This is a genomic window from Paracoccus contaminans (assembly GCF_002105555.1).
In the GTDB taxonomy this organism is placed as follows: domain Bacteria; phylum Pseudomonadota; class Alphaproteobacteria; order Rhodobacterales; family Rhodobacteraceae; genus Paracoccus; species Paracoccus contaminans.
This window is the reverse complement of record NZ_CP020612.1, coordinates 2425980-2445847: the sequence shown is the minus strand read 5'-3', so window position 1 is coordinate 2445847 and position 19868 is coordinate 2425980. Positions and strand designations below refer to the sequence as shown.

The following is a 19868-nucleotide window of genomic DNA, read 5'->3' as shown; positions in this document are numbered from 1 at the left end:
GGTCGATCCTGCGGGCGATCCTGTGACGAAAGCGGCGCGCAAGCGGCGTGCCAAGGGCGAAGCCGCGGGCTTGCCCGAGGCGGAGCATGACCCCTCCGCTTCCGATCAGGCCTGAGGGGCAGAACCGGATCGCCGCATGACGGGCCGTCGCGCATCACGGCGCGCCGCGTTCCTGCCCCGCCTGGCGGCCGAGGTGGCGCTTGGCGCCTGCGCGGCGCTGGGGCAGGCGCCCTGGGGGCTGTGGCCGGTCACGCTGGCCGCACTGGCCGCGATGCTGTGGCGGGTTGCCGCCGCGCCCTCGCCCCGCGCGGCGGCGTTCCGCGCGCTGGCGATGGGCGCGGGCCATTTCGCCCTCGCCCTGTTCTGGATCATCCAGCCATTCCTGGTCGAGGCCGATATCTATGGCTGGATGGCGCCCTTTGCGCTGGTCCTGATGGCCATGGGGGGCGGGCTGTTCTGGGCCGCGCCTGCCTGGGTGGCGCATCGGCTGGGCGCGGATGCACCGGGCCGGGCCATGGCGCTTGCGCTGGGGATTGTCCTATCGGACTGGCTGCGCGGCTGGCTTTTCACCGGCTTTCCCTGGGCGCTGACGGGCCATGTCTGGATCGGAACGCCGGTGGCGCAGCTGGCTGCCTGGGGTGGCGCGCTGGGGCTGTCGGCCCTGACGATGGCGGCCGCCGTCCTGCCGGCCAGCGCGCTGCACGGCGGACACGGCCTGCGCGGCGGGCTGCGGGGCGCGGTTCTGGCCGCGATGCTGGTTGCGGCGGCGTGGTTCGCGGGGCTGGCCCGGCTTGCCGGGCCGCTGCCTGCTGACAACGGGCATATCATACGCCTGGTACAGCCGAACGCCGATCAGACCCTGAAGTGGAGCGCGCAATGGGCGCCCGTCTTCCACGCCCGCCTGCTCGAGCTGTCGGCCCTGCCGCTTGATCCCCGGCTGGGGACAGGGCGGCCGGCTGCCGTGATATGGCCGGAAACCGCCGTGCCCTTCCTGCTGAACGAGGCCGGTCCGGCCCTGCCCGAGATCGCCGCCGCCGCGGGCGCCCCGGTGCTTGCCGGCATCCAGCGGGGCGAGGACGGGCGCTGGTTCAACAGCCTTGCCGTGCTGACCCCGGACGCCGCCATCGGCGCGGTCTATGACAAGTTCCATCTGGTGCCCTTTGGCGAATATATCCCATGGGGCGATGCGCTGGCGCGGATCGGCATCGGCGCCTTTGCCGCCCGGCAGGGCAACGGCTACAGCGCCGGCGCCGGGCCGCAGGTGCTGACGCTGCCCGGCCTGCCGCCGTTCCAGCCGCTGATCTGCTATGAGGCGATTTTCGAGCATGATCTGGCACGCGGCCGCGGCCTGCCCCGGCCGGCCTGGCTGGTGCAGATCACCAATGACGCCTGGTTCGGAACCTGGACGGGGCCTTATCAGCATCTGGCGCAGGCCCGGCTGCGCGCGATCGAGACCGGGCTGCCGCTGCTGCGGGCGGCCAACACCGGCATCTCGGCGGCGATTGACGCCCGCGGGCGGGTGCGCGGCAGCCTGCCGCTGGGCCAGGCGGGGGTGATCGATGCGCGCCTGCCCGCGGCGCTGGCGCCGACGCTGTGGTGGCGTTGGGGCGATGCGCCGGCCCTGGCGCTGCTGGCCCTGGCGCTGGGGGGATTGATGCTGCGCCGCGGGCGGATCAGGCGGGCCCTGCCGGGCGCCCGCAACCCTTGATTGACGCGCCCTGCCCCGTGGCCTAATGCCACGCTTGCGCCCCCACAACGGCTTCCTGGCGTGGGTTGGCGTTAACCTTATCGGAGCGCTCATGTCCCGCAAGAACTACGTCTTCACCTCCGAGTCCGTCTCGGAGGGGCATCCCGACAAGTTGTGCGACCAGATCTCGGACGCCGTCCTGGACGCCCTGCTGACCGAGGAGGAACAGGCCCGCGTCGCCTGTGAAACCTTCGCCACATCGGGGATGGTGGTCATCGGCGGCGAGATCGGCCTCAAGGACAAGGACCGCCTGACGGCGATGATGGGGCGCATTCCCGAAATCGCCCGCAACGTCATCCGCGACATCGGGTATGAGCAGGAAAAGTTCCACTGGAACACCTGCCATGTGATGAACTTCCTGCACCAGCAGTCGGCCCATATCGCGCAAGGCGTGGACAAGGACGGCGCCGGCGACCAGGGGATCATGTTCGGCTATGCGGTGGACGAGACGCCCGAGCTGATGCCCGCGCCGATCCAGTATGCCCATGCGATCCTGCGCCGACTGGCCCAGGCGCGCCATGCGGGGGCCGAGCCGACGCTGGGCCCCGACGCCAAATCGCAGCTGTCGGTGCGCTATGAGGACGGCAAGCCGGTGGGCGTCACCCAGATCGTCGTCAGCCACCAGCACCATGACGAGACGCAGACATCGGAGGACATCCGCGCCATCGTGGAGCCTTATGTGCGCGAAGTGCTGCCCGACGGCTGGCTGACGGATGAAACCGTCTGGCACGTCAACCCGACGGGCATCTTCGTGATCGGCGGGCCGGACGGGGATGCGGGGCTGACGGGCCGCAAGATCATCGTGGACACCTATGGCGGGGCCGCTGCCCATGGCGGGGGCGCCTTTTCGGGCAAGGACCCGACCAAGGTGGATCGTTCGGCCGCCTATGCGGCGCGCTATCTGGCCAAGAACGTGGTCGCGGCCGGGCTGGCGCAGCGCTGCGTGATCCAGCTGTCCTATGCGATCGGGGTGGCTGCGCCGCTGTCGATTTATGCCGACACCTTCGGCACCGGCCAGGTGCCCGATGCGGTGATCGAACATGCGCTTGGCACGGTGATGGACCTGACCCCCCGCGGCATCCGCGAGCATCTGAACCTGTGCCGGCCCATCTATCGCCGCACCGCCGCCTATGGCCATTTCGGCCGCGCACCCGAGGCGGATGGCGGCTTTTCCTGGGAACGCACCGATCTGGCCGAGGCGCTGAAAAAGGCGGTCTGAGGCAGGCAGCCAGCACCGTCCGGCCGCCTTGCGGCTGCGGCCGGGCGCGAATCCCCGCAAGGCCGGCCTGCCTCGATGAGGGCAGGCCGTGCCCGCTGGTGCTAGGGAAGGCTGCCTTTCCGCCTGACCGGCCGGGCAGGCCCTGTCTCTGGCGGTGCCGCACGGCGCGCCGCCAGGGGCGCCCCCACCCGCACGGAACCGGCGGCCATCGACACACCGTCCGGCCCCGGCGGGGCGGCATCGGGCGCGCCTATTGCTGCGCGGGCTCCAGCCAGGTCACGCCCAATGCCCCGGCCCGCGCCAGCGTCGGGTCCAGCGACATGGTGATGTATTCGCCGCGCCGCCACCGTTCCGCCAGATCATCGTAATGGCGCGAGAGCGGGTGGCCTGACTGACCGGTCGAGATGATGAACACCGAACTGTCCGGGTCGGACAGGTCATAGACGCCGCGAAAGCCCGCCCCCGTCACCGCCCGCCATGGATCGCGCCCGGTGCCGATGGTGCCCGCCCGTGCAAGGCTTGAGCCGTCGCCCGAGATCGACTGCACCAGGCTGACCGCCCAGCCCAGCACCGGAACCCGCCCCAGGGCAGGATGTTCGTGCCGGGCCATGTGCGCATCGCCCCAGCGCCAGCTGGCCACATCCGGTCCGAAACGGGCGGTCAGCTCTACCAGCGCGCCATCCAGCGCCATGCGGGCGATGGTCGTGCAATCCTCGACGGGCGCGGACTGCACCACATCGCACCAGATGCCGGCATTGCCGGTGTTGCGAAACACCCGGTCGATGAAGGCGGGCCGAAGCTGCCCGGCGACCGCGTCGGCAGCCACGCCCAGCTCGTCCCGCACCAGCCGATCCTGAAGCTGGCCCATCCATGCGGAATAGATCAGCGGCTCGGGCAGATGCTCGCCCATGTCGCCGTCCCATTGCGCCAGCAGCGCAAGCGCATCCTGGCGCTGGCGCTCGGGGGTGCCGGGGGCGGCAGGCTCGCCCGTGAACCACAGATTCGCCCCGATCAGCGGCAGCAGCGCGCGCGCCGCCGGGCTGACGGTGTCAAGCTGGGCGTCGATGAAGCTTTCGCGGGAATGGATCTCGCGGGCCGCCAGCAGACGCTGCAACCGCGCCAGGCGCAGCGGCTCGTCGCGGTCATACCCGATCTGCAAGCCCGCGCCCTTGGGCGAGACACCTGCACCCGCCTCCTCTGCGCCCGGCGCGGCCCCTGTCGCAGCGCCGGTCGCAGCCACGATCCCCTCGGCCGGCGCCGTGATGCGGGCAGGATCGGAGGGGGGCAGGAAACCGTCCCAGCGGGCCGCAGCGCTGCGGCCAGGGGCCGGCATCCGCCCGCTCGTGGGGTGATCGGCCGGCCGCAGCGGCACCGCCCCTGCCAGGACCTGCGCCACACCCCCCCGCTCGGCCAGCGTCAGCTCGACAGCCGGGGCGATGATGCCCTCCGACGCCCGGATCGCCGCGGTGCGATCGGGGGCCGCCATCAGGGCGATCAGCGCGCTCATCGTCGTGTCGGTGCCCGACAGGCCGGTCCAGCGCAGCGCCGGCACGAAACCCGCAGGCGTCACCGCGGCGAGGCCCAGATGCGCCGGCGGGATCACTGGCCCGGCCTCGCTTTCGCGCAGCGTGATCCGGTGGGTGCCGCCGTCGCGCACGCGGATCACCTCTTCGGCGGTGGTGAAATCGCGCCATCCGCCGCTGGAGAGATAGCGTTCCGGTGCGCCGGGCTGCACCTCCTCCATCACCAGATCCTGGTCATCCACCCAGGCAGGGGTCAGCCCCCAGGCCAGGGTCGGATTGCGGCCCGAAAGGATCGCGGGGATGCCCGGTATCGTGCCGCCGATGACGCTGCCGGACCGCAGGTCCAGACGCGCCAGATACCACAGCGACGGCGCGGTCAGCGCGACATGCGGATCATTGGCCAGGATTGGCGCCCCGGCGGCGGTGCGTTCGGCCGCCGCGGCAAAGCCGTTGGCCGAGGCGCCTGCCTCGGGCGCGACATAGCCCAGCAGGCGGTCCGCAAAATCAGTGTCCACCCCGGCCTGCTGCGGCGCAAAGCGCGCCTCGGGTCCGAACAGCCCAGCGTAGCGGGGCAAGGGCGGCTCGTCAGGTGCGTCCACCAGATCGCCCGCCCTTTGCGGCACGGCCAGCGATACCTGCGCGCGCAGCACCTCGGCCTGCGCCTGCGCGCTGGTTCCGGCCGCCACCAGCTTGAGGATGGCCAGCGAATCGGCGGGCTGCCAATAGGCGATGTCGCCGGGCAGGATGAAGAATTCGGGCGCGCCGCGCCCGCGCGCCCCGGCATTGACCTGTTCGACCCAGGCATTCACCCCGTCCGCATAGGCCGTCAGCGCCGCACGGGTCGCGGCGTCCTGCGCCGCCAGCGAGGCCTGGGCATTGCGCCACAGCCCCAACCGGCGGGCCAGGTCGTCGCCGGCATAGGCGCGCTCTCCGAACATCTCGGCCAGGCGGCCCTGCGCGGCCCGGCGCAGGACGACCATCTGGAACAGCCGGTCCTGCGCATGGGCAAATCCCAGCGCGAAAAAGGCGTCATGGTCGGTCGCGGCGAGGATATGGGGCACGTCCTCGGTGGTGCGGACGATCTCGACCCGCTGGTCCAGACCGGGCAGGCTGATCGTCGCATCATAGTCGGGCAGCGAGCGGACGGCGAAATACCACGCCAGCGCCGCAGCCGCGACCAGCCCGATCATCAGCCCGATCGTCAGCCTGACGAGCCAGCGAAACAGCGTCAGCATGAAGAGAGTATCATCCTCGGATGGGCGGGGGCGGGGCCGGATCGGCCCGAAGGGCATGGATTGTGTCAGGCTGATAGGGCAGCTTGGGCGGCAATTCAACGCAGCGATGGATGAGAGCGCATGGCAAGGGTGGCGTTTGTGGGACTGGGGGTCATGGGCTTTCCCATGGCCGGGCATCTGGCTGCGGCGGGCCATGCGGTAGCCGTCTATAACCGCACCCCTGCCAAGGCCGCGGCATGGGTCGGCCTGCATGGGGGCACCGCCGCCGCCGCCCCGCGCGAGGCCGCGCAGGGGGCCGATTTCGTCATGGCCTGCGTGGGCAATGATGACGACCTGCGGCAGGTCTGCCTTGGAGATGACGGCGCCTTTTCGGGCATGCGGGCCGGGGCGATCTTCGTCGATCACACGACGGTGTCGGCCCGCGTGACGCGCGCGCTGTCGGACACCGCCCGCGAGCAGGGCCTGGGCTTTGTGGACGCGCCCGTATCGGGCGGCCAGGCGGGGGCCGAGAACGGGCAGCTTTCGGTGATGTGCGGGGGGACCGAGGCCGACTATGCCGCGGCCGAGCCGGTGATCGCCGCCTATGCCCGTATCTGCCGCCGCATGGGCGATAGCGGCGCAGGGCAACTGGCCAAGATGGCCAACCAGATCGCCATTGCCGGGCTGGTCCAGGGGCTGGCCGAATCGCTGAACTTCGCCGAGCGTGCCGGCCTGTCGATCCCGGCCGTGGTCGAGGTCATCAGCCAGGGTGCCGCCGGCAGCTGGCAGATGCAGAACCGCCACGCCACGATGGCCGAGGGCCGGTTCGACTTCGGCTTTGCGGTGGACTGGATGCGCAAGGATCTGGGCATCTGTCTGGCGGCCGCAGACGAGAACGGCGCAGCCCTGCCCGTTACCGCCCTGGTTGATCAGTTCTACAAGGACGTTCAGGGCATGGGCGGCGGGCGCTGGGACACCTCGTCCCTGATCGCGCGGCTGCGGCGCTGAGCCGTCCGCCCGCATCGGGGCCGGCAGGCGTTCCGCCGCGCGGCAGAGATCGTTCCTTGCGGCGGGCAGGCTGCGCCGCGGCAAGGGAACAGCTTGCCCGCCCTGGCCTTCATCAGCCGGCGCCAGGGCAAGGAAGCCAGCCCGCGCCGCCCTGTCAGCTGAAGCGCAGCCAGATCATCCGCCGGCCAAGGCGGGCGGTGCTGGCACAGCGAGGATGGCCCCGGCCCGGACGGTAAGCACCTGACCACCCGCTTGATCGACGGCACCCCCGCCGCAACAGCGCATGGCGGGGCAGTCTTGCGGGAACCAGGGCCAGCCCAGCCTGCGGGCATGCCGCCGGCACGGTGCTGTGGCTGGGGATAATGACTGATGATCGGCCAGCCCCGGCAAGGACCGGGCGGCGAGAAGGGCCATGGCAAATGGGGATGGCGCGCCCGACACGATTCGAACGTGTGGCCTCCACCTTCGGAGGGTGGCGCTCTATCCAGCTGAGCTACGGGCGCATCGCGGACCAGATAGTCGTTGAGACGGGACAGGGTCAATCCCCAATCAGTCGATCATGCCGACTGACGCCGGCAACGGGTCTGCCTAGGGCGCCATGATCGTTCCGCGCCCCTGCCCCGGACAAGGTGCAGCACCATGCGCATGGCCCCTGAGCTCGCCCCAAGGACCCTGCCCTGATGGCCACAGCGCGCTCCACCGGCCTGCAGCCCCAGCCGCCGGCCGTCCGTTCCCCCTTGCATCGGCGCGCGCCAGCGCCTATCTGGCGCGCACTTCACAGGCGGGGGCGGGCCTTGGGCGGGAGACATCCGTTCAGGTCCACCGGTTGGGGATCGTGCCGATCCCTGAAACCCCTGCCCCAGGCGCAAACCGGAAAGGAAAAGGCATGGCGCTTCCCGATTACTCCATGCGTCAGCTGCTGGAAGCTGGCGTTCACTATGGCCACCAGACCCAGCGCTGGAACCCGCGGATGGCGGAATACATCTACGGCGAACGCAACGGCATCCACATCCTGGACCTGACCCAGACGGTCCCGCTGCTGGACCAGGCCCTGCAGACGATCCGCGACACCGTTGCCAAGGGCGGGCGCGTGCTGTTCGTCGGCACCAAGCGGCAGGCGCAGAAGGCCGTTGCCGACGCGGCCGAGAAATCGGCGCAGTTCTACATGAACCACCGCTGGCTGGGCGGCACGCTGACCAACTGGAAAACGGTGTCCCAGTCGATCCAGCGGCTCAAGGCGATCGACGAGGCGATGGCCTCGGGCGCCGAGGGGCTGACCAAGAAGGAACGCCTGGGGATCGAGCGCGAGCAGGCCAAGCTGCAGGCCAGCCTGGGCGGCATCCGCGACATGGGCGGCCTGCCCGACCTGCTGTTCGTGATCGACGTGAACAAGGAAGACCTGGCGGTGCAGGAGGCCAACAAGCTGGGCATCCCGGTTGTCGCCGTGGTCGACACCAACTGCTCGCCCAAGGGGATCGACCATGTCATCCCCGGCAATGACGACGCGGCGCGCGCCATTGCCCTTTACTGCGATCTGGTGGCCCGTGCGGCGCTGGACGGCATGTCGGCCCAGATGGGGGCGGCGGGTGTCGATCTGGGCGCACTGACCGAGGCCCCGGCCGAGGATCTTGACGGCTTCGAGACGGCCGACGAGACAGCCGACGCCTGAGCCGCGCCATCACGGGACTTTCATCAGGCGGGGCTAATCCCCGCCTGACGCATTGGACAACAAGGAGAAGACCATGGCTATCACGGCCGCGATGGTGAAAGAGCTGCGCGAATCGACCGGCGCGGGGATGATGGACGCCAAGAAGGCGCTTGAGGAAACCTCGGGCGACATGGAGGCCGCCGTCGATTGGCTGCGCACCAAGGGTCTGGCCAAGGCCGCCAAGAAATCCGGCCGTGTCGCCGCCGAAGGGCTGGTTGCCGTGGCTGTCCAGGACGGCAAGGGCGTGGCCGTCGAGGTGAACTCGGAAACCGACTTCGTGGGCAAGAACGAAGAGTTCCAGTCGATGGTCCGCGCCATCGCGGAAGCGGCGCTGGATGTCGATTCGGTCGAGGAGCTGAACAGCGCGCAGCTGAACGGCAAGCCGGTCACCGAAGTGCTGACTGACGCCATCGCCCGTATCGGCGAAAACATGACGCTGCGCCGCATGGTCGCCACCACGGGCGAGACGGTGGTGTCCTATGTCCACAACGCCGCCGCCCCCAACATGGGCAAGATCGGCGTGCTGGTGGCGCTGAAGGGCGATGCTGCCAAGGCGCAGGAAATCGGCAAGCAGATCGCCATGCATATCGCCGCGACCTCGCCCGCCTCGCTGTCCGAGGCCGATCTGGACCCGGCGCTGATCGAGCGCGAGAAATCCGTCCTGACCGAACAGGCGCGCGAATCGGGCAAGCCCGATGCGGTCATCGAAAAGATGATCGTCGGCCGGATGGCCAAGTTCTTCGAGGAAGTGACGCTGCTGGGGCAGAAATTCGTCATCAACCCCGACGTGACCGTGGCCCAGGCCGCCAAGGACGCGGGCCTTCAGGTGACCGGCTATGCCCGTGTCGCTGTCGGCGAGGGCATCGAGAAGAAAGAAGAAGACTTTGCCGCCGAGGTCGCCAAGACCCTGCGCGGCGCCTGATCGCCTTTTTTCCAAAGCACAGGCCGAGGGGCCGGTCCTTGCGGGCCGGCCCCTTGCTTGCCGCAGGCGCGCAGCGACGCGCATGAGGCAGGCTCCGAAGGCGCGGGGCCGCCGATCCTTGGCCATGGAAGGCCAGGGCGGCGCAAGCTGCCTTGGGCAAAGGCGCCGACGACTGGCCCGCCACGAGCGGGCCATGATAAAAGCGCGTTTGCATTGCTCCGCCGGTCTGGCGATAGCGCCTTTCCTGGCTGCTGACGGCGGCCGCGCCTTGGCGCCGGGCCGTTCGATGCATTGATCCCCGCAAACGGAACGCAAGCCTGTTGCAAAGGACCGGTGCAGATCAGAACTGCCCTGCTCAGGCGACGGCGTTACATGCGCTGCCTGATTCGGCCGATCTTGATCCCGCGGCTAGCAAGACGCCGCCCCATTGCGGCCGATGCTCCGCGCTTTTGCCCATGCCGCGTCACGCCGAGGCGCCCCTGTGAGATGAGGCGCCCGGATCAAGCGGATGCAGCAGAAGCTGCATCCCACCTGCGAAGATGCGGGGCTTTGGGCGTGCTGCTGCGCTTTGCCCGTCCTGCGCCCATGCCGCGCCTGCGGCCTGCCTGCAGGGCCTGGATCGCTTGTCCCCTGCCCGGCCTGCGTGCCCAAGGGATGCAACGCGGATGCGCCGCGCCTTATCCCAGGGCGTAGCCGGTGCCGCGGACGGTGCGGATCGGGTTCACACCGCCATTCGTCATCAGCGCCTTGCGCAGCCGGCCGACATGAACATCAATGGTGCGGCTGTCCACATAGATGTCGCGCCCCCAGACGCGGTCCAGCAACTGCTCACGTGTCCAGACGCGGCCGGGGCGTTCCATCAGCGTGGAAAGCAGACGGAACTCGGTCGGGCCCAGATGCAGGGCGCGGCCGTCGCGGAAGACCCGGTGTTCGCCCGAATCAAGGATGATGTCTTGGAAACTCAGCCGCTCGCCCATCGTGGTGGGGCGCGAGCGGCGCAGCTGGGTGCGGACCCGCGCCATCAGCTCGATCACCGAATAGGGCTTGACGACATAGTCATCCGCCCCGGTTTCCAGCCCCCGCACCCGGTCATCCTCGTCCGAACGGGCAGACAGCATGATGATCGGAATGTGCCGGCTTTCCGGGTCTGCCTTGATGCGGCGGCAGATCTCGATCCCCGAGACATTGGGCAGCATCCAGTCGAGCAGGACCAGATCGGGGGATTCCTCGGCCACCAGCAGCAGCGCCTCATCCCCCGTTTCGGCCGACACCACGCGGAAGCCCTCGGCATCAAGGTTGTAGGTCAGGACTTCGCGTTGAACGCCCTCGTCCTCGACCAGCAGCACGCAGGGTTGCTGCGCGCTCATCCCATGGCCCCCCGGTCAGCCGCCGCGCCCCCCGGCTCGCTCGGGATGGAGGGGCGGATGACGCTCTCGCTTTTGGGCCGCGGCTCTTCGGGCAGCGCGCCCGAGACGAGATACAGCACCTGCTCGGCGATCGAGGTCGCGTGATCGCCCATCCGCTCGATGTTCTTGGCGATGAAATGCAGATGCATGCAGGTGGTGATGTTGCGCGGATCCTCCATCATGTAGGTGAGGAATTCGCGGAACAGCGCGTTATACATCTGGTCCACTTCCAGATCGCGCGCCCGCACATCGGCAGCCAGCGCCGCGTCGCGGTGGACATAGCTGTCCAGCGCATCCTTCATCATCTTCTCGACGGTGCTCGACATCCGCCGCAGCGCCATGCCCGCGCCATCGATCACCGGCATATGCGCCAGCACATTGGTCCGCTTGGCGATGTTCTTGGCGTAATCGCCGACCCGTTCCAGGCTGCCCGCAATCTTGATGACGGTCAGCACGACGCGCAGATCGGTGGCGTTGGGCGCGCGCAGGGCGATCAGCCGGGCCGCCTCCTCGTTCACCTGCGCCTCGAGCGCATCGACCGCGCGGTCGCGGCGGCGCACATCCTCGGCCAGCTCGTCATCGCGCGCCTCAAGCGCGGTGGCCGCATCCACGATGGCAGTCTCGACCAGACCGCCCATCTTGATGACAAGCGCCTGGACGGTTTCAAGATCCCGGTCAAAGGCCGAGGCGATGTGGCGGTCCGATGTCGACATGGGTGTTTCCCCCAGGTGGTGGCGGCTCAACCGATGCGGCCGCTGATGTAGCTTTCCGTCCGCGGGTCCTGCGGGCGCGTGAAGATGTCGTCGGTGTTGCCGTATTCGACCAGGTTGCCGAGGTGGAAAAAAGCGGTCTTCTGGCTGACGCGGGCGGCCTGCTGCATCGAATGGGTGACGATCACCACCGAAAAATGCGAACGCAGCTCGTCGATCAGCTCTTCCACCTGGGCGGTGGCGATGGGGTCAAGGGCCGAACAGGGCTCATCCATCAGAAGGACCTCGGGCGAGGTTGCCACCGCGCGGGCGATGCACAGGCGCTGCTGCTGGCCGCCCGAAAGGCCGGTTCCGGTTTCGCCCAGGCGGTCCTTGACCTCGTCCCACAGGGCCGCGCCGCGCAGGGCCTTTTCGACGATCCCGTCCAGGTCGGCCTTGCTGCGGGCCAGGCCGTGAATGCGCGCCCCATAGGCAACGTTGTCATAGATCGACTTGGGGAAGGGGTTGGGCTTCTGGAACACCATGCCCACCTGCGCGCGCAGCTGGACGGGATCGACGCGGCGGTCATAGATGTCCTCGCCGTCCAGCAGCATCCTGCCCGCGATGCGCGCAACAGGGATGGTGTCGTTCATCCGGTTCAGGCAGCGCAGGAAGGTGGACTTGCCGCAGCCAGACGGACCGATGAACGCCGTCACCGTCTTGTCCAGCAGATCGACATTCACATCCTTGATCGCGTGCTTTTCGCCATACCAGACCTGAACGTCGCGGCACTGGAACTTGATTGCCTTCGCGTCGGTGTCCACGGTTCTCTCCGCCAGTCGCATGTCGTTCATTTTGCCGTTCCCTTGTTTGCTTACCAGCGCCGTTCGAACTTGCGGCGCAGGTAGATCGCGAGCAGGTTCATTGCCAGCAGGAACACCAGCAGCACGATGATGGCACCCGAAGCGCGCTCGAAGAAGGCCGGATCGGCGCGGCGTGTCCAGTTATAGACCTGCACCGGCAGGGCCGAGGCGGGATCGAAGAAACCTGCGGGCGGGGCCGAGGGGTATTCGCGGACAAAAGCCACCATCCCGATCAGCAGCAGCGGGGCCGTCTCACCCAGGGCATGGGCGAGGCCGATGATCGTCCCGGTCAGCACCCCCGGCATCGCAAGCGGCAGGACATGGTGGAACACCGTCTGCATCCGGCTTGCGCCGACGCCCAGCGCCGCGTCGCGGATCGAGGGGGGCACCGCCTTGAGCGCGGCGCGCGTCGCGATGATGATCGTGGGCAGCGTCATCAGTGTCAGCACCAGCCCCCCCACGATGGGCGCCGATCGCGGCAGCCCCATGAAGTTGATGAAGGCCGCCAGGCCGAGGATCCCGTAAACGATCGAGGGAACGGCCGCGAGATTGGCGATGTTCACCTCGATGATGTCGGTCAGCCGGTTCTTGGGGGCGAATTCCTCGAGATAGATCGAGGCAGCCACCCCGATGGGCAGCGCCAGCACCAGCACGATCAGCATCATGTAGAACGAGCCGAGGATCGCCACGCCCAGGCCCGCCGCCTCGGGGCGCGTTTCCGAGCTGTCGGGATTGGTGATGAAGTCCGCGTTGAAGCGCGTCACCAGCGATCCGTCGGCGGCCATGGCGCGCGCCAGCGCGATCTGCGCAGGGCTGGTCTTGATGTCGGATGCGGCGCTTTCCTCGGTGACGCGGCCCTTGAAGAACCCGTCGATGCGCGATGAGGTCAGCGCCGGGGTCGTGACCACCTGCCCGATCAGGTCGGGATTGCGCAGCACCTGATCGCGCAGGTTGGCCTGCGCCTGATCGGACAGGAAGGACTTGAGATCGGCATCGCTCAGCCCCTCGATCTGGATGTTCTTGCTGGCGACATAGTCCTTCATCCCGTCCAGCAGCAGCTTGCCGTAGCTGAGCGTGAGCACCTTGGCCATCTCGTCGAGATTGCGGTTCCCCTTGGGGTCCACCACCGCGGCATCCAGCCTGACCGGGATGGTCGCATAGGTCTGGCGGAACGCGCTGGCCCCGCCGCTGAAGATCGAGAACAGCAGCCAGGCAAGCGCCGCGATCGCGATGGCGATGGCGATGATGCCATAGGCTCGAAAGCGCGTTTCGGCGGCATTGCGCCGGCGGGTGCGCGCATCGGGCACCAGCAGCGACTTGTGCGCCTGCCGCGCGGAACCGCCCGAGGGGCTGCCCACCGGCTGGGGCAAGGGGGATGCGGTGTCGCTCATTCGTACTGCTCCCGGTATTTGCGCACAATGAACAGCGCAAAGATGTTCAGCCCCAGCGTGATGACGAACAGCGTCAGGCCCAGGGCAAAGGCGACCAGCGTCTCGGGGCTGGCGAAATCGTTGTCACCCGTCAGCTGGCCGACGATCTTGACGGTGATCGTTGTCATCGCCTCGAACGGGTTGGGGCTGATCCGGGCCATCGCGCCTGCCCCTAACACCACGATCATCGTCTCGCCGATCGCGCGGCTTGCGGCCAGCAGGATGGCGCCGACGATCCCCGGCAGGGCGGCGGGCAGGACCACGTTCTTGATCGTTTCCGAGGGCGTCGAGCCGAGGCCCAGAGAACCGTCGCGCAGCGACTGGGGCACCGCGTTGATGATGTCATCGGACAGCGAGCTGACGAAGGGGATCAGCATGATGCCCATGACCAGCCCCGCCGTCATCACCGACGAGTTGGAATTGCCCAGCCCGGTCGGGATCGCCAGCCAGTCGCGGATCAGCGGCCCCACCGTGACCAGCGCGAACAGGCCATAGACGATGGTGGGGATGCCGGCCAGCACCTCGATGAGCGGCTTGACCAGGGTGCGAACCCGCGGGGTGGCGTATTCGGACATGTAGATCGCCGCCAGCAGCCCGATCGGCACCGCCACGATCAGCGCGATCATCGAGATATAGAGCGTGCCCCACAGCAGGGGCAGCATGCCCAGCCTGGAGCCGCCGCCGAACGAGGGCGTCCATTCCGTCCCGAAGAAGAAATCCTGCCAGGGATAAAGCCGGAAGAAATGGGCCGATTCAAAGACCAGCGACAGCACGATGCCGACGGTGGTGGCAATCGCGATCATCGAGCACAGGATCAGCAGCCCGCGGATGACCTGCTCGACCACGTTGCGGGCGCGGAACTCGGGCCCGGTGCGCGCCAGCGCAAAGCCGAGGCCACCCAGCGACAGCAGCAGCGCCGCCCCGGTCAGCAGCCAGCCGGCCGATCGGTTGACGCGGCGCAGTTCCTTGGCGGCGGACAGCACCACCGGATCGGCCGAGACGGTTATCCCGGCGGCCGAAAGGCGCGCCTGCGCCTCGGCATCGCCCGGCTGCAGACCCTCGGCGCCCTCTGCATCCAGAACGCCGCGCGTCACGGCAGCCGACAGGCCGCGGGCCGTGCGCTGCACGTCCGACATGATGGTGCCGCGTTGCTCGCCATCCTGCATCACCTCGGCGGGCAGATAGCCGCTGACGATGCGGTTCACGACCAGCGGCTGGGCAAGGGTCCAGACCAGCAGCAGCAGCAGCGCCGGCACGCTGGCGTACAGCGCCGCGTTCCAGGCGTAATAGTTCGGCCGCGAATGCAGGCGGCGGGTGTTGCCTTCGACGCTGGCGATGGCACGCGCGCGGCCAAGAAAAAAGCCGGCCGCGGCCAGCGCAAGGACGGCGATCAGGATCCAGAAAGGCGACATCGTCACTCGCTAGGTTGGGCGCGGCGCGTATGGCCGGGCGGAACGACGGATGAGGCTGCGGCGCGGGCATCCACCCGCGCCGCAACGGTCGTCAGCTTACTTCGCGGCGATCGTCGTGCCGGCCGCAACGGCCTTCTGCACGTCGGCCAGCTTGGGATCGGGCACCAGGCCATAGTTGGCCAGCGGGCCGCCCGGGCCGGCGATCGCATCCGACACGAAGAAGTCGGCATACTCCTGAAGGCCGGGGACCACGCCGATATGCGATTTCTTCACATAGAAGAACAGCGGGCGCGACACCGGGTATTCGCCCGAAGCGACGGTGTCGATCGAGGGCGCCACGCCGTTCACCGTGGCGACCTTCAGCTTGTCGGTGTTGTTCTCGTAGAACGACAGGCCGAACACGCCCACGCCGTCCTTGTTCGAATTGATGCGCGCCAGCGTCTCGGTGTAGTCGCCGTCGATGTCCACGGCCTTGCCGTCGGTGCGCACGGCCTTGCAGGCGGCCTCGCCCTTCTTCTCGTCCGCGCCGTTGGCGGCGGTCAGCGCTTCCAGCGCGCCGGCGTCCTTGCAGCCCTGCAGCAGGACCTTTTCCTCGAACACTTCACGGGTGCCGTGCTTGGTGCCGGGGATGAAGGCGACGATGGGCTGGTCGGGCAGCGCGTCGTTCACGTCCTTCCACTTGGCGGCGGTGTTGGCGGCAACCTTGCCGTCCACGACCACGTCCTTGGCCAGCGCCAGGAACACGTCCTTGGGGGTCAGCGCGAAATCGGCGCCCGCCTTGTCCGAGGCGAAGACGATGCCGTCATAGCCGAACTGGACTTCCATGATGTCCTTCACGCCGTTGTCGGCGCAGGCCTTCAGCTCCGAATCCTTGATCTTGCGCGAGGAGTTCGCAACGTCGATCGTGTTCTCGCCCGCGCCCTCGCAGAACTGCTTCAGCCCGGCCGAGGAACCGCCGCCCTCGACCACCGGGGCGGGAAAGCTGGTGTTTTCGGCAAAGGCCTGGGCAACGATGGTGGCATAGGGCAGCACGGTCGACGAGCCGGCGACCTGGATATTGTCACGGGCCGCCGCGGCGGTGGCGGACAGTGCCACCAAGGCCAGCGCCGAGGCAGAGAATTTCATCACATTCATGGCAGGCTCCTGCGGTTTGCGGCTGTGTCAGCCTTGTCAGGCGTCTAGACGCGCTGTGCGACGATTCCGTGACACTTGTTTTACAATTTGGATAAGCGCGCGGCTCGCCGTGCTTTCTTGACGGGCGGCCCGTGAAAGGTCTTGCTGCGGGGGGAACTCATCAGGGAAAATCCGATGCTCACCATCCATGGTGTCACCCGCTCGCGCGCCTCGCGGCTGGTCTGGCTTTGCCACGAACTGGGACTAGCCTTCGACCAGGTCCCGGTGATCCAGGCCTACCGCCTGGCCCGGCCCGAGGCGGCGGATGCCCCCCTCAATACCCGGTCCCCGTCCTTCCTGGCCCTTTCGCCCATGGGCGCGATCCCGGTGCTCGAGGATGACGGGCTGGTGCTGGCGGAATCGCTGGCCGGGACGCTGTATCTGGCGCGCCGATACGACCGCGACGGCATCGGCCCGCAGGACGCGGCCGAGGATGCGCTGATGATGCAGTGGTCGTTCTACGCCGCCACCGCGATCGAGCCTGACGCCCTGACGATCCTGTTCCTGCACGGCCCAGGCCGCGTCCAGTCGGGCGATGACGCGGCGCTGGTCGCCAATGCCGCCGAACGGCTCGTGCGGCCGCTCAAGGTGCTGGAGGACCACCTGTCCGTCCACAGCCACCTGACCGGCGGCCGCTTTACCGTAGCCGACCTGAACATGGCCGAAATCCTTCGCTATGCGCAGGGGCATGGCGAACTGATGGGCCAGTTTCCTGCGGTCGGGGCATGGCTGGCGGGCTGTCAGGCGCGGCCCGCCTTTCAGGCGATGTGGCAGGCCCGCATGGCCGAGCCGGAATGAGCCGCCCCGGCGGCCCATCCATCGGCAGGCTTGCCCCGCTCCTGCCCGGCGTGGAATAACGCCGCGAACCAGAAAACGAGCAGTCTCATGTCCGACGACCTTCTTTCGGGCGCGTCCGCCGCGCCCGACAGCTATTCCGCCGCCTCGATCGAGGTCCTCGAAGGGCTGGAGCCGGTCAGGAAGCGCCCCGGCATGTATATCGGCGGCACGGACGAACGCGCGCTGCACCATCTGGTCGCCGAGATCCTCGACAACGCCATGGACGAGGCGGTGGCGGGCCATGCCAGCCGCATCGAGGTCGAGCTGCTGGCCGACCAGACCGTGATCGTGCGCGACAACGGCCGCGGCATCCCGGTCGATCCCCACCCCAAGTTTCCGGGCAAGTCGGCGCTCGAGGTCATCCTGTGCACGCTGCATGCAGGCGGCAAGTTCACCGAGGGCGCCTATCAGACCTCGGGCGGGTTGCACGGCGTCGGCGCCTCGGTGGTGAACGCGCTGTCCGACCGCATGGTGGTCGAGGTCGCCCGCAACCGCGAGCTTTGGCGGCAGTCCTTTTCCCGCGGCATCCCGCAGGGGCCGGTGGAAAAGATCGGCCCCGCCCCGAACCGGCGCGGCACGACCGTGAGCTTTCATGCCGACGAGCAGATCTTCGGCCATAACCGGCTCAAACCCGCCCGCGTCATGCGGATGGTGAAATCCAAGGCCTATCTGCATTCGGGCGTCGAAATCCGCTGGCGCACCGGGATCGACGACGGCGAAACGCCGACCGAGGCGATTTTTCACTTCCCCGGCGGGCTGTCCGACTATCTGAATGAGCAGCTCGGCACCGCCTCGACCTATGCCGACCGGCCCTTTGCCGGGCATGTCGAGTTCCGCGAACGCTTCGGGGTGCCCGGCAAGGTCGAATGGGCCATCAACTGGACGCCCGCTCGCGACGGCTTCATCCAGTCCTACTGCAACACCGTCCCCACGCCCGAGGGCGGCACCCACGAATCCGGCTTCTGGACCGCGATCCTCAAGGGTATCCGCGCCTATGGCGAGCTGACCAAGAACCGCAAGGCCGAGAACATCACCCGCGACGACCTGCTGACGGGCGGATGCGCGCTGGTGTCCTGCTTCATCGCCGAGCCCGAATTCGTCGGCCAGACCAAGGACCGCCTCGCCACGACCGAGGCGGCCCGGCTGGTCGAGGGCGCCGTGCGCGACCATTTCGACAACTGGCTGGCCGCTGACACGAAATCGGCGGGCGCGATCCTCGATTTCCTCGTGCTGCGGGCCGAGGAGCGCCTGCGCCGCCGGCAGGAAAAGGAAACCCAGCGCAAATCGGCCACGAAAAAGCTGCGCCTGCCCGGCAAGCTGGTCGATTGCAGCGCGACCAGCCGCGAGGGGACCGAGATCTTCATCGTCGAGGGCGATTCGGCCGGCGGCAGCGCCAAGGCCGCGCGCGACCGCACGACCCAGGCCCTGCTGCCGCTGCGCGGCAAGGTGCTGAACGTGCTGGGCGCGGCCTCGTCCAAGCTGTCCCAGAATGCCGAGCTGTCCGATCTGTGCCAGGCGCTGGGCGTCGGGATGGGCAGCCGCTTCAACATCGACGACCTGCGCTATGACAAGGTCATCATCATGACCGACGCGGATGTGGACGGCGCCCATATCGCCAGCCTGCTGATGACGTTCTTCTTTACCCAGATGCGGCCGCTGATCGACAAGGGGCACCTGTATCTGGCCTGCCCGCCCCTCTATCGCCTCACGCAAGGCGCCGCGCGCGTCTATGTGGCCGACGACGCCGAAAAGGAGGCGTGGCTGGCCAAGGGGCTGGGCGGCAAGGGCAAGATCGACGTGCAACGGTTCAAGGGCCTGGGCGAGATGGACGCCAAGGACCTCAAGGACACGACGATGAATGCCGCAACCCGCAAGCTGATCCGCGTGCGCATCGCCGACGAGGAAGGCGGCGAGACGGCCGATCTGGTCGAGCGGCTGATGGGCAAAAAGCCGGAACTGCGATTTCAGTATATCAGCGAAAACGCCCGCTTCGTCGAGGAACTGGATGTTTGACACCGCCCTGTCGCTGACCGCCGACCACGTGGCCCGCGCGACCCGCGAAACGGACGGGCCGCGACATGACCCAAACTGGCGCCTTCTGGACGATGACGACCTGCGGCAGCTGAGCGCCGCCCTGCTGCAAGGCCGGCCCCGGCCGGTGCCGATCTTCGCCTACGGCTCGCTGATCTGGAACCCCGGCTTTGCGGTGCAGGCCAGCCGCCGCGCCACGGCACATGGCTGGCACCGCGATTTCTCGATCCTGCTGAATCATTTCCGCGGCACGCCCGAACAGCCCGGATTGATGCTGGCATTGGCCGAAGGCGGATCCTGCGAAGGGCTGGTGCTGGACATGGCCGAAGGGACCGAGGCCGAGGCGATGATCGAGGTGCTGCGCCGCGAGCTGGTCGCGCAGGAACTGGCCCGCAACGCCTGCTGGATCACGGTTGAAACGGAACAGGGCACCCAGGAGGCGCTGACCTTCTATGCGCCGCCGGTCGCCACCACGGCGGCCGGGCTGTCGATCGAGGGGCAGGCCGCGCTGCTGGCCCGCGCGAACGGGCCGGCGGGGTCGGGTGCGGACTATCTGCACCGCACGGTGCAGGCCCTGCAGGATCACGGCCTGCGCGATGGCTACATGTGGGAACTGCAACGGCTCGTCGCGGACGAGATCGACAGGCTTTATCCGGCAGGCGGCTGAGGCACGGGAACAGCTTCCC

At 68.3% G+C, this 19868-nt stretch carries 15 protein-coding genes, 1 tRNA gene and 1 riboswitch; of the genes, 8 read left to right on the top strand and 8 right to left on the bottom strand.

Annotated elements, in window-relative coordinates:
• The first annotated feature begins 136 nt into the window (after positions 1-136).
• Together lnt and metK are read left to right on the top strand one after the other, a co-directional pair.
• A complete protein-coding gene (gene lnt / locus B0A89_RS11650; protein WP_085378297.1) occupies positions 137-1708 on the top strand; it encodes an apolipoprotein N-acyltransferase in 1572 nt (523 codons plus the stop codon).
• A 36-nt stretch (positions 1709-1744) separates the two neighbouring features.
• Positions 1745-1796, top strand: a riboswitch (SAM-SAH riboswitch).
• Between the two features lie 3 nt (positions 1797-1799).
• The gene (metK, locus tag B0A89_RS11645; protein ID WP_085378296.1) at positions 1800-2966 is read left to right on the top strand and encodes a methionine adenosyltransferase; all 1167 of its coding nucleotides are present in this window, start codon (positions 1800-1802) and stop codon (positions 2964-2966) included.
• A gap of 250 nt (positions 2967-3216) precedes the next feature.
• Here metK and B0A89_RS11640 read toward each other — a convergent pair whose 3' ends face one another.
• Positions 3217-5724 (bottom strand): penicillin acylase family protein, encoded by a 2508-nt coding sequence (locus tag B0A89_RS11640; RefSeq protein WP_085378295.1) that lies wholly within the window; start codon positions 5722-5724, stop codon positions 3217-3219.
• A gap of 120 nt (positions 5725-5844) precedes the next feature.
• Here B0A89_RS11640 and B0A89_RS11635 point away from each other — a divergent pair, with 120 nt between their 5' ends.
• Positions 5845-6711: an NAD(P)-dependent oxidoreductase gene (locus B0A89_RS11635; RefSeq protein ID WP_085378294.1), complete on the top strand. Its 867-nt coding sequence runs from the start codon at positions 5845-5847 to the stop codon at positions 6709-6711.
• A 426-nt stretch (positions 6712-7137) separates the two neighbouring features.
• Here the strand turns inward: B0A89_RS11635 and B0A89_RS11630 are convergent.
• Positions 7138-7214: transfer RNA gene (locus B0A89_RS11630), tRNA-Arg, on the bottom strand.
• A 383-nt stretch (positions 7215-7597) separates the two neighbouring features.
• Between B0A89_RS11630 and rpsB the strand changes: the two genes are divergently transcribed.
• On the top strand, positions 7598-8380 hold the full coding sequence (rpsB, locus tag B0A89_RS11625) for a 30S ribosomal protein S2 (protein ID WP_085378293.1): 783 nt from the start codon (positions 7598-7600) through the stop codon (positions 8378-8380).
• A 73-nt stretch (positions 8381-8453) separates the two neighbouring features.
• The gene (tsf, locus tag B0A89_RS11620; protein ID WP_085378292.1) at positions 8454-9341 is read left to right on the top strand and encodes a translation elongation factor Ts; all 888 of its coding nucleotides are present in this window, start codon (positions 8454-8456) and stop codon (positions 9339-9341) included.
• 677 nt (positions 9342-10018) lie between these two features.
• Here tsf and phoB read toward each other — a convergent pair.
• From phoB to B0A89_RS11590, 6 genes are all read right to left on the bottom strand, one after another.
• Positions 10019-10708, bottom strand: coding sequence for a phosphate regulon transcriptional regulator PhoB (gene phoB / locus B0A89_RS11615; RefSeq protein WP_085378291.1), 690 nt, complete (start codon positions 10706-10708; stop codon positions 10019-10021).
• Complete coding sequence (gene phoU / locus B0A89_RS11610) at positions 10705-11460, bottom strand: phosphate signaling complex protein PhoU (RefSeq protein WP_085378290.1); 756 nt, start codon at positions 11458-11460, stop codon at positions 10705-10707. The genes phoB and phoU overlap by 4 nt, the downstream gene beginning before the upstream one ends.
• A gap of 26 nt (positions 11461-11486) precedes the next feature.
• Positions 11487-12290, bottom strand: a complete 804-nt coding sequence (gene pstB, locus B0A89_RS11605) for a phosphate ABC transporter ATP-binding protein PstB (RefSeq protein ID WP_085378289.1) — start codon at positions 12288-12290, stop codon at positions 11487-11489.
• Positions 12291-12310: 20 nt separating this feature from the next.
• Complete coding sequence (pstA, locus tag B0A89_RS11600) at positions 12311-13690, bottom strand: phosphate ABC transporter permease PstA (protein WP_085378288.1); 1380 nt, start codon at positions 13688-13690, stop codon at positions 12311-12313.
• Complete coding sequence (pstC, locus tag B0A89_RS11595) at positions 13687-15141, bottom strand: phosphate ABC transporter permease subunit PstC (RefSeq protein ID WP_085378287.1); 1455 nt, start codon at positions 15139-15141, stop codon at positions 13687-13689. The genes pstA and pstC overlap by 4 nt, the downstream gene beginning before the upstream one ends.
• A gap of 96 nt (positions 15142-15237) precedes the next feature.
• On the bottom strand, positions 15238-16275 hold the full coding sequence (locus tag B0A89_RS11590) for a substrate-binding domain-containing protein (RefSeq protein WP_085378286.1): 1038 nt from the start codon (positions 16273-16275) through the stop codon (positions 15238-15240).
• Positions 16276-16449: 174 nt separating this feature from the next.
• Between B0A89_RS11590 and B0A89_RS11585 the strand changes: the two genes are divergently transcribed.
• The 3 genes from B0A89_RS11585 (at position 16450) to B0A89_RS11575 (ending at position 19849) form a co-directional block, all read left to right on the top strand.
• Positions 16450-17112: a glutathione S-transferase family protein gene (locus B0A89_RS11585; protein WP_085378911.1), complete on the top strand. Its 663-nt coding sequence runs from the start codon at positions 16450-16452 to the stop codon at positions 17110-17112.
• Between the two features lie 87 nt (positions 17113-17199).
• Positions 17200-19164: a DNA topoisomerase IV subunit B gene (gene parE / locus B0A89_RS11580; protein ID WP_085378285.1), complete on the top strand. Its 1965-nt coding sequence runs from the start codon at positions 17200-17202 to the stop codon at positions 19162-19164.
• A complete protein-coding gene (locus B0A89_RS11575; protein ID WP_085378284.1) occupies positions 19157-19849 on the top strand; it encodes a gamma-glutamylcyclotransferase in 693 nt (230 codons plus the stop codon). The genes parE and B0A89_RS11575 overlap by 8 nt, the downstream gene beginning before the upstream one ends.
• Positions 19850-19868: the final 19 nt, after the last annotated feature.

Coding starts and splice junctions, on each gene's coding strand:
- lnt (WP_085378297.1), top strand. CDS start 137: ATGACGGGCCGTCGCGCATCACGGCGCGCCGCGTTCCTGCCCCGCCTG.
- metK (WP_085378296.1), top strand. CDS start 1,800: ATGTCCCGCAAGAACTACGTCTTCACCTCCGAGTCCGTCTCGGAGGGG.
- B0A89_RS11640 (WP_085378295.1), bottom strand. CDS start 5,724: ATGCTGACGCTGTTTCGCTGGCTCGTCAGGCTGACGATCGGGCTGATG.
- B0A89_RS11635 (WP_085378294.1), top strand. CDS start 5,845: ATGGCAAGGGTGGCGTTTGTGGGACTGGGGGTCATGGGCTTTCCCATG.
- rpsB (WP_085378293.1), top strand. CDS start 7,598: ATGGCGCTTCCCGATTACTCCATGCGTCAGCTGCTGGAAGCTGGCGTT.
- tsf (WP_085378292.1), top strand. CDS start 8,454: ATGGCTATCACGGCCGCGATGGTGAAAGAGCTGCGCGAATCGACCGGC.
- phoB (WP_085378291.1), bottom strand. CDS start 10,708: ATGAGCGCGCAGCAACCCTGCGTGCTGCTGGTCGAGGACGAGGGCGTT.
- phoU (WP_085378290.1), bottom strand. CDS start 11,460: ATGTCGACATCGGACCGCCACATCGCCTCGGCCTTTGACCGGGATCTT.
- pstB (WP_085378289.1), bottom strand. CDS start 12,290: ATGAACGACATGCGACTGGCGGAGAGAACCGTGGACACCGACGCGAAG.
- pstA (WP_085378288.1), bottom strand. CDS start 13,690: ATGAGCGACACCGCATCCCCCTTGCCCCAGCCGGTGGGCAGCCCCTCG.
- pstC (WP_085378287.1), bottom strand. CDS start 15,141: ATGTCGCCTTTCTGGATCCTGATCGCCGTCCTTGCGCTGGCCGCGGCC.
- B0A89_RS11590 (WP_085378286.1), bottom strand. CDS start 16,275: ATGAATGTGATGAAATTCTCTGCCTCGGCGCTGGCCTTGGTGGCACTG.
- B0A89_RS11585 (WP_085378911.1), top strand. CDS start 16,450: ATGCTCACCATCCATGGTGTCACCCGCTCGCGCGCCTCGCGGCTGGTC.
- parE (WP_085378285.1), top strand. CDS start 17,200: ATGTCCGACGACCTTCTTTCGGGCGCGTCCGCCGCGCCCGACAGCTAT.
- B0A89_RS11575 (WP_085378284.1), top strand. CDS start 19,157: ATGTTTGACACCGCCCTGTCGCTGACCGCCGACCACGTGGCCCGCGCG.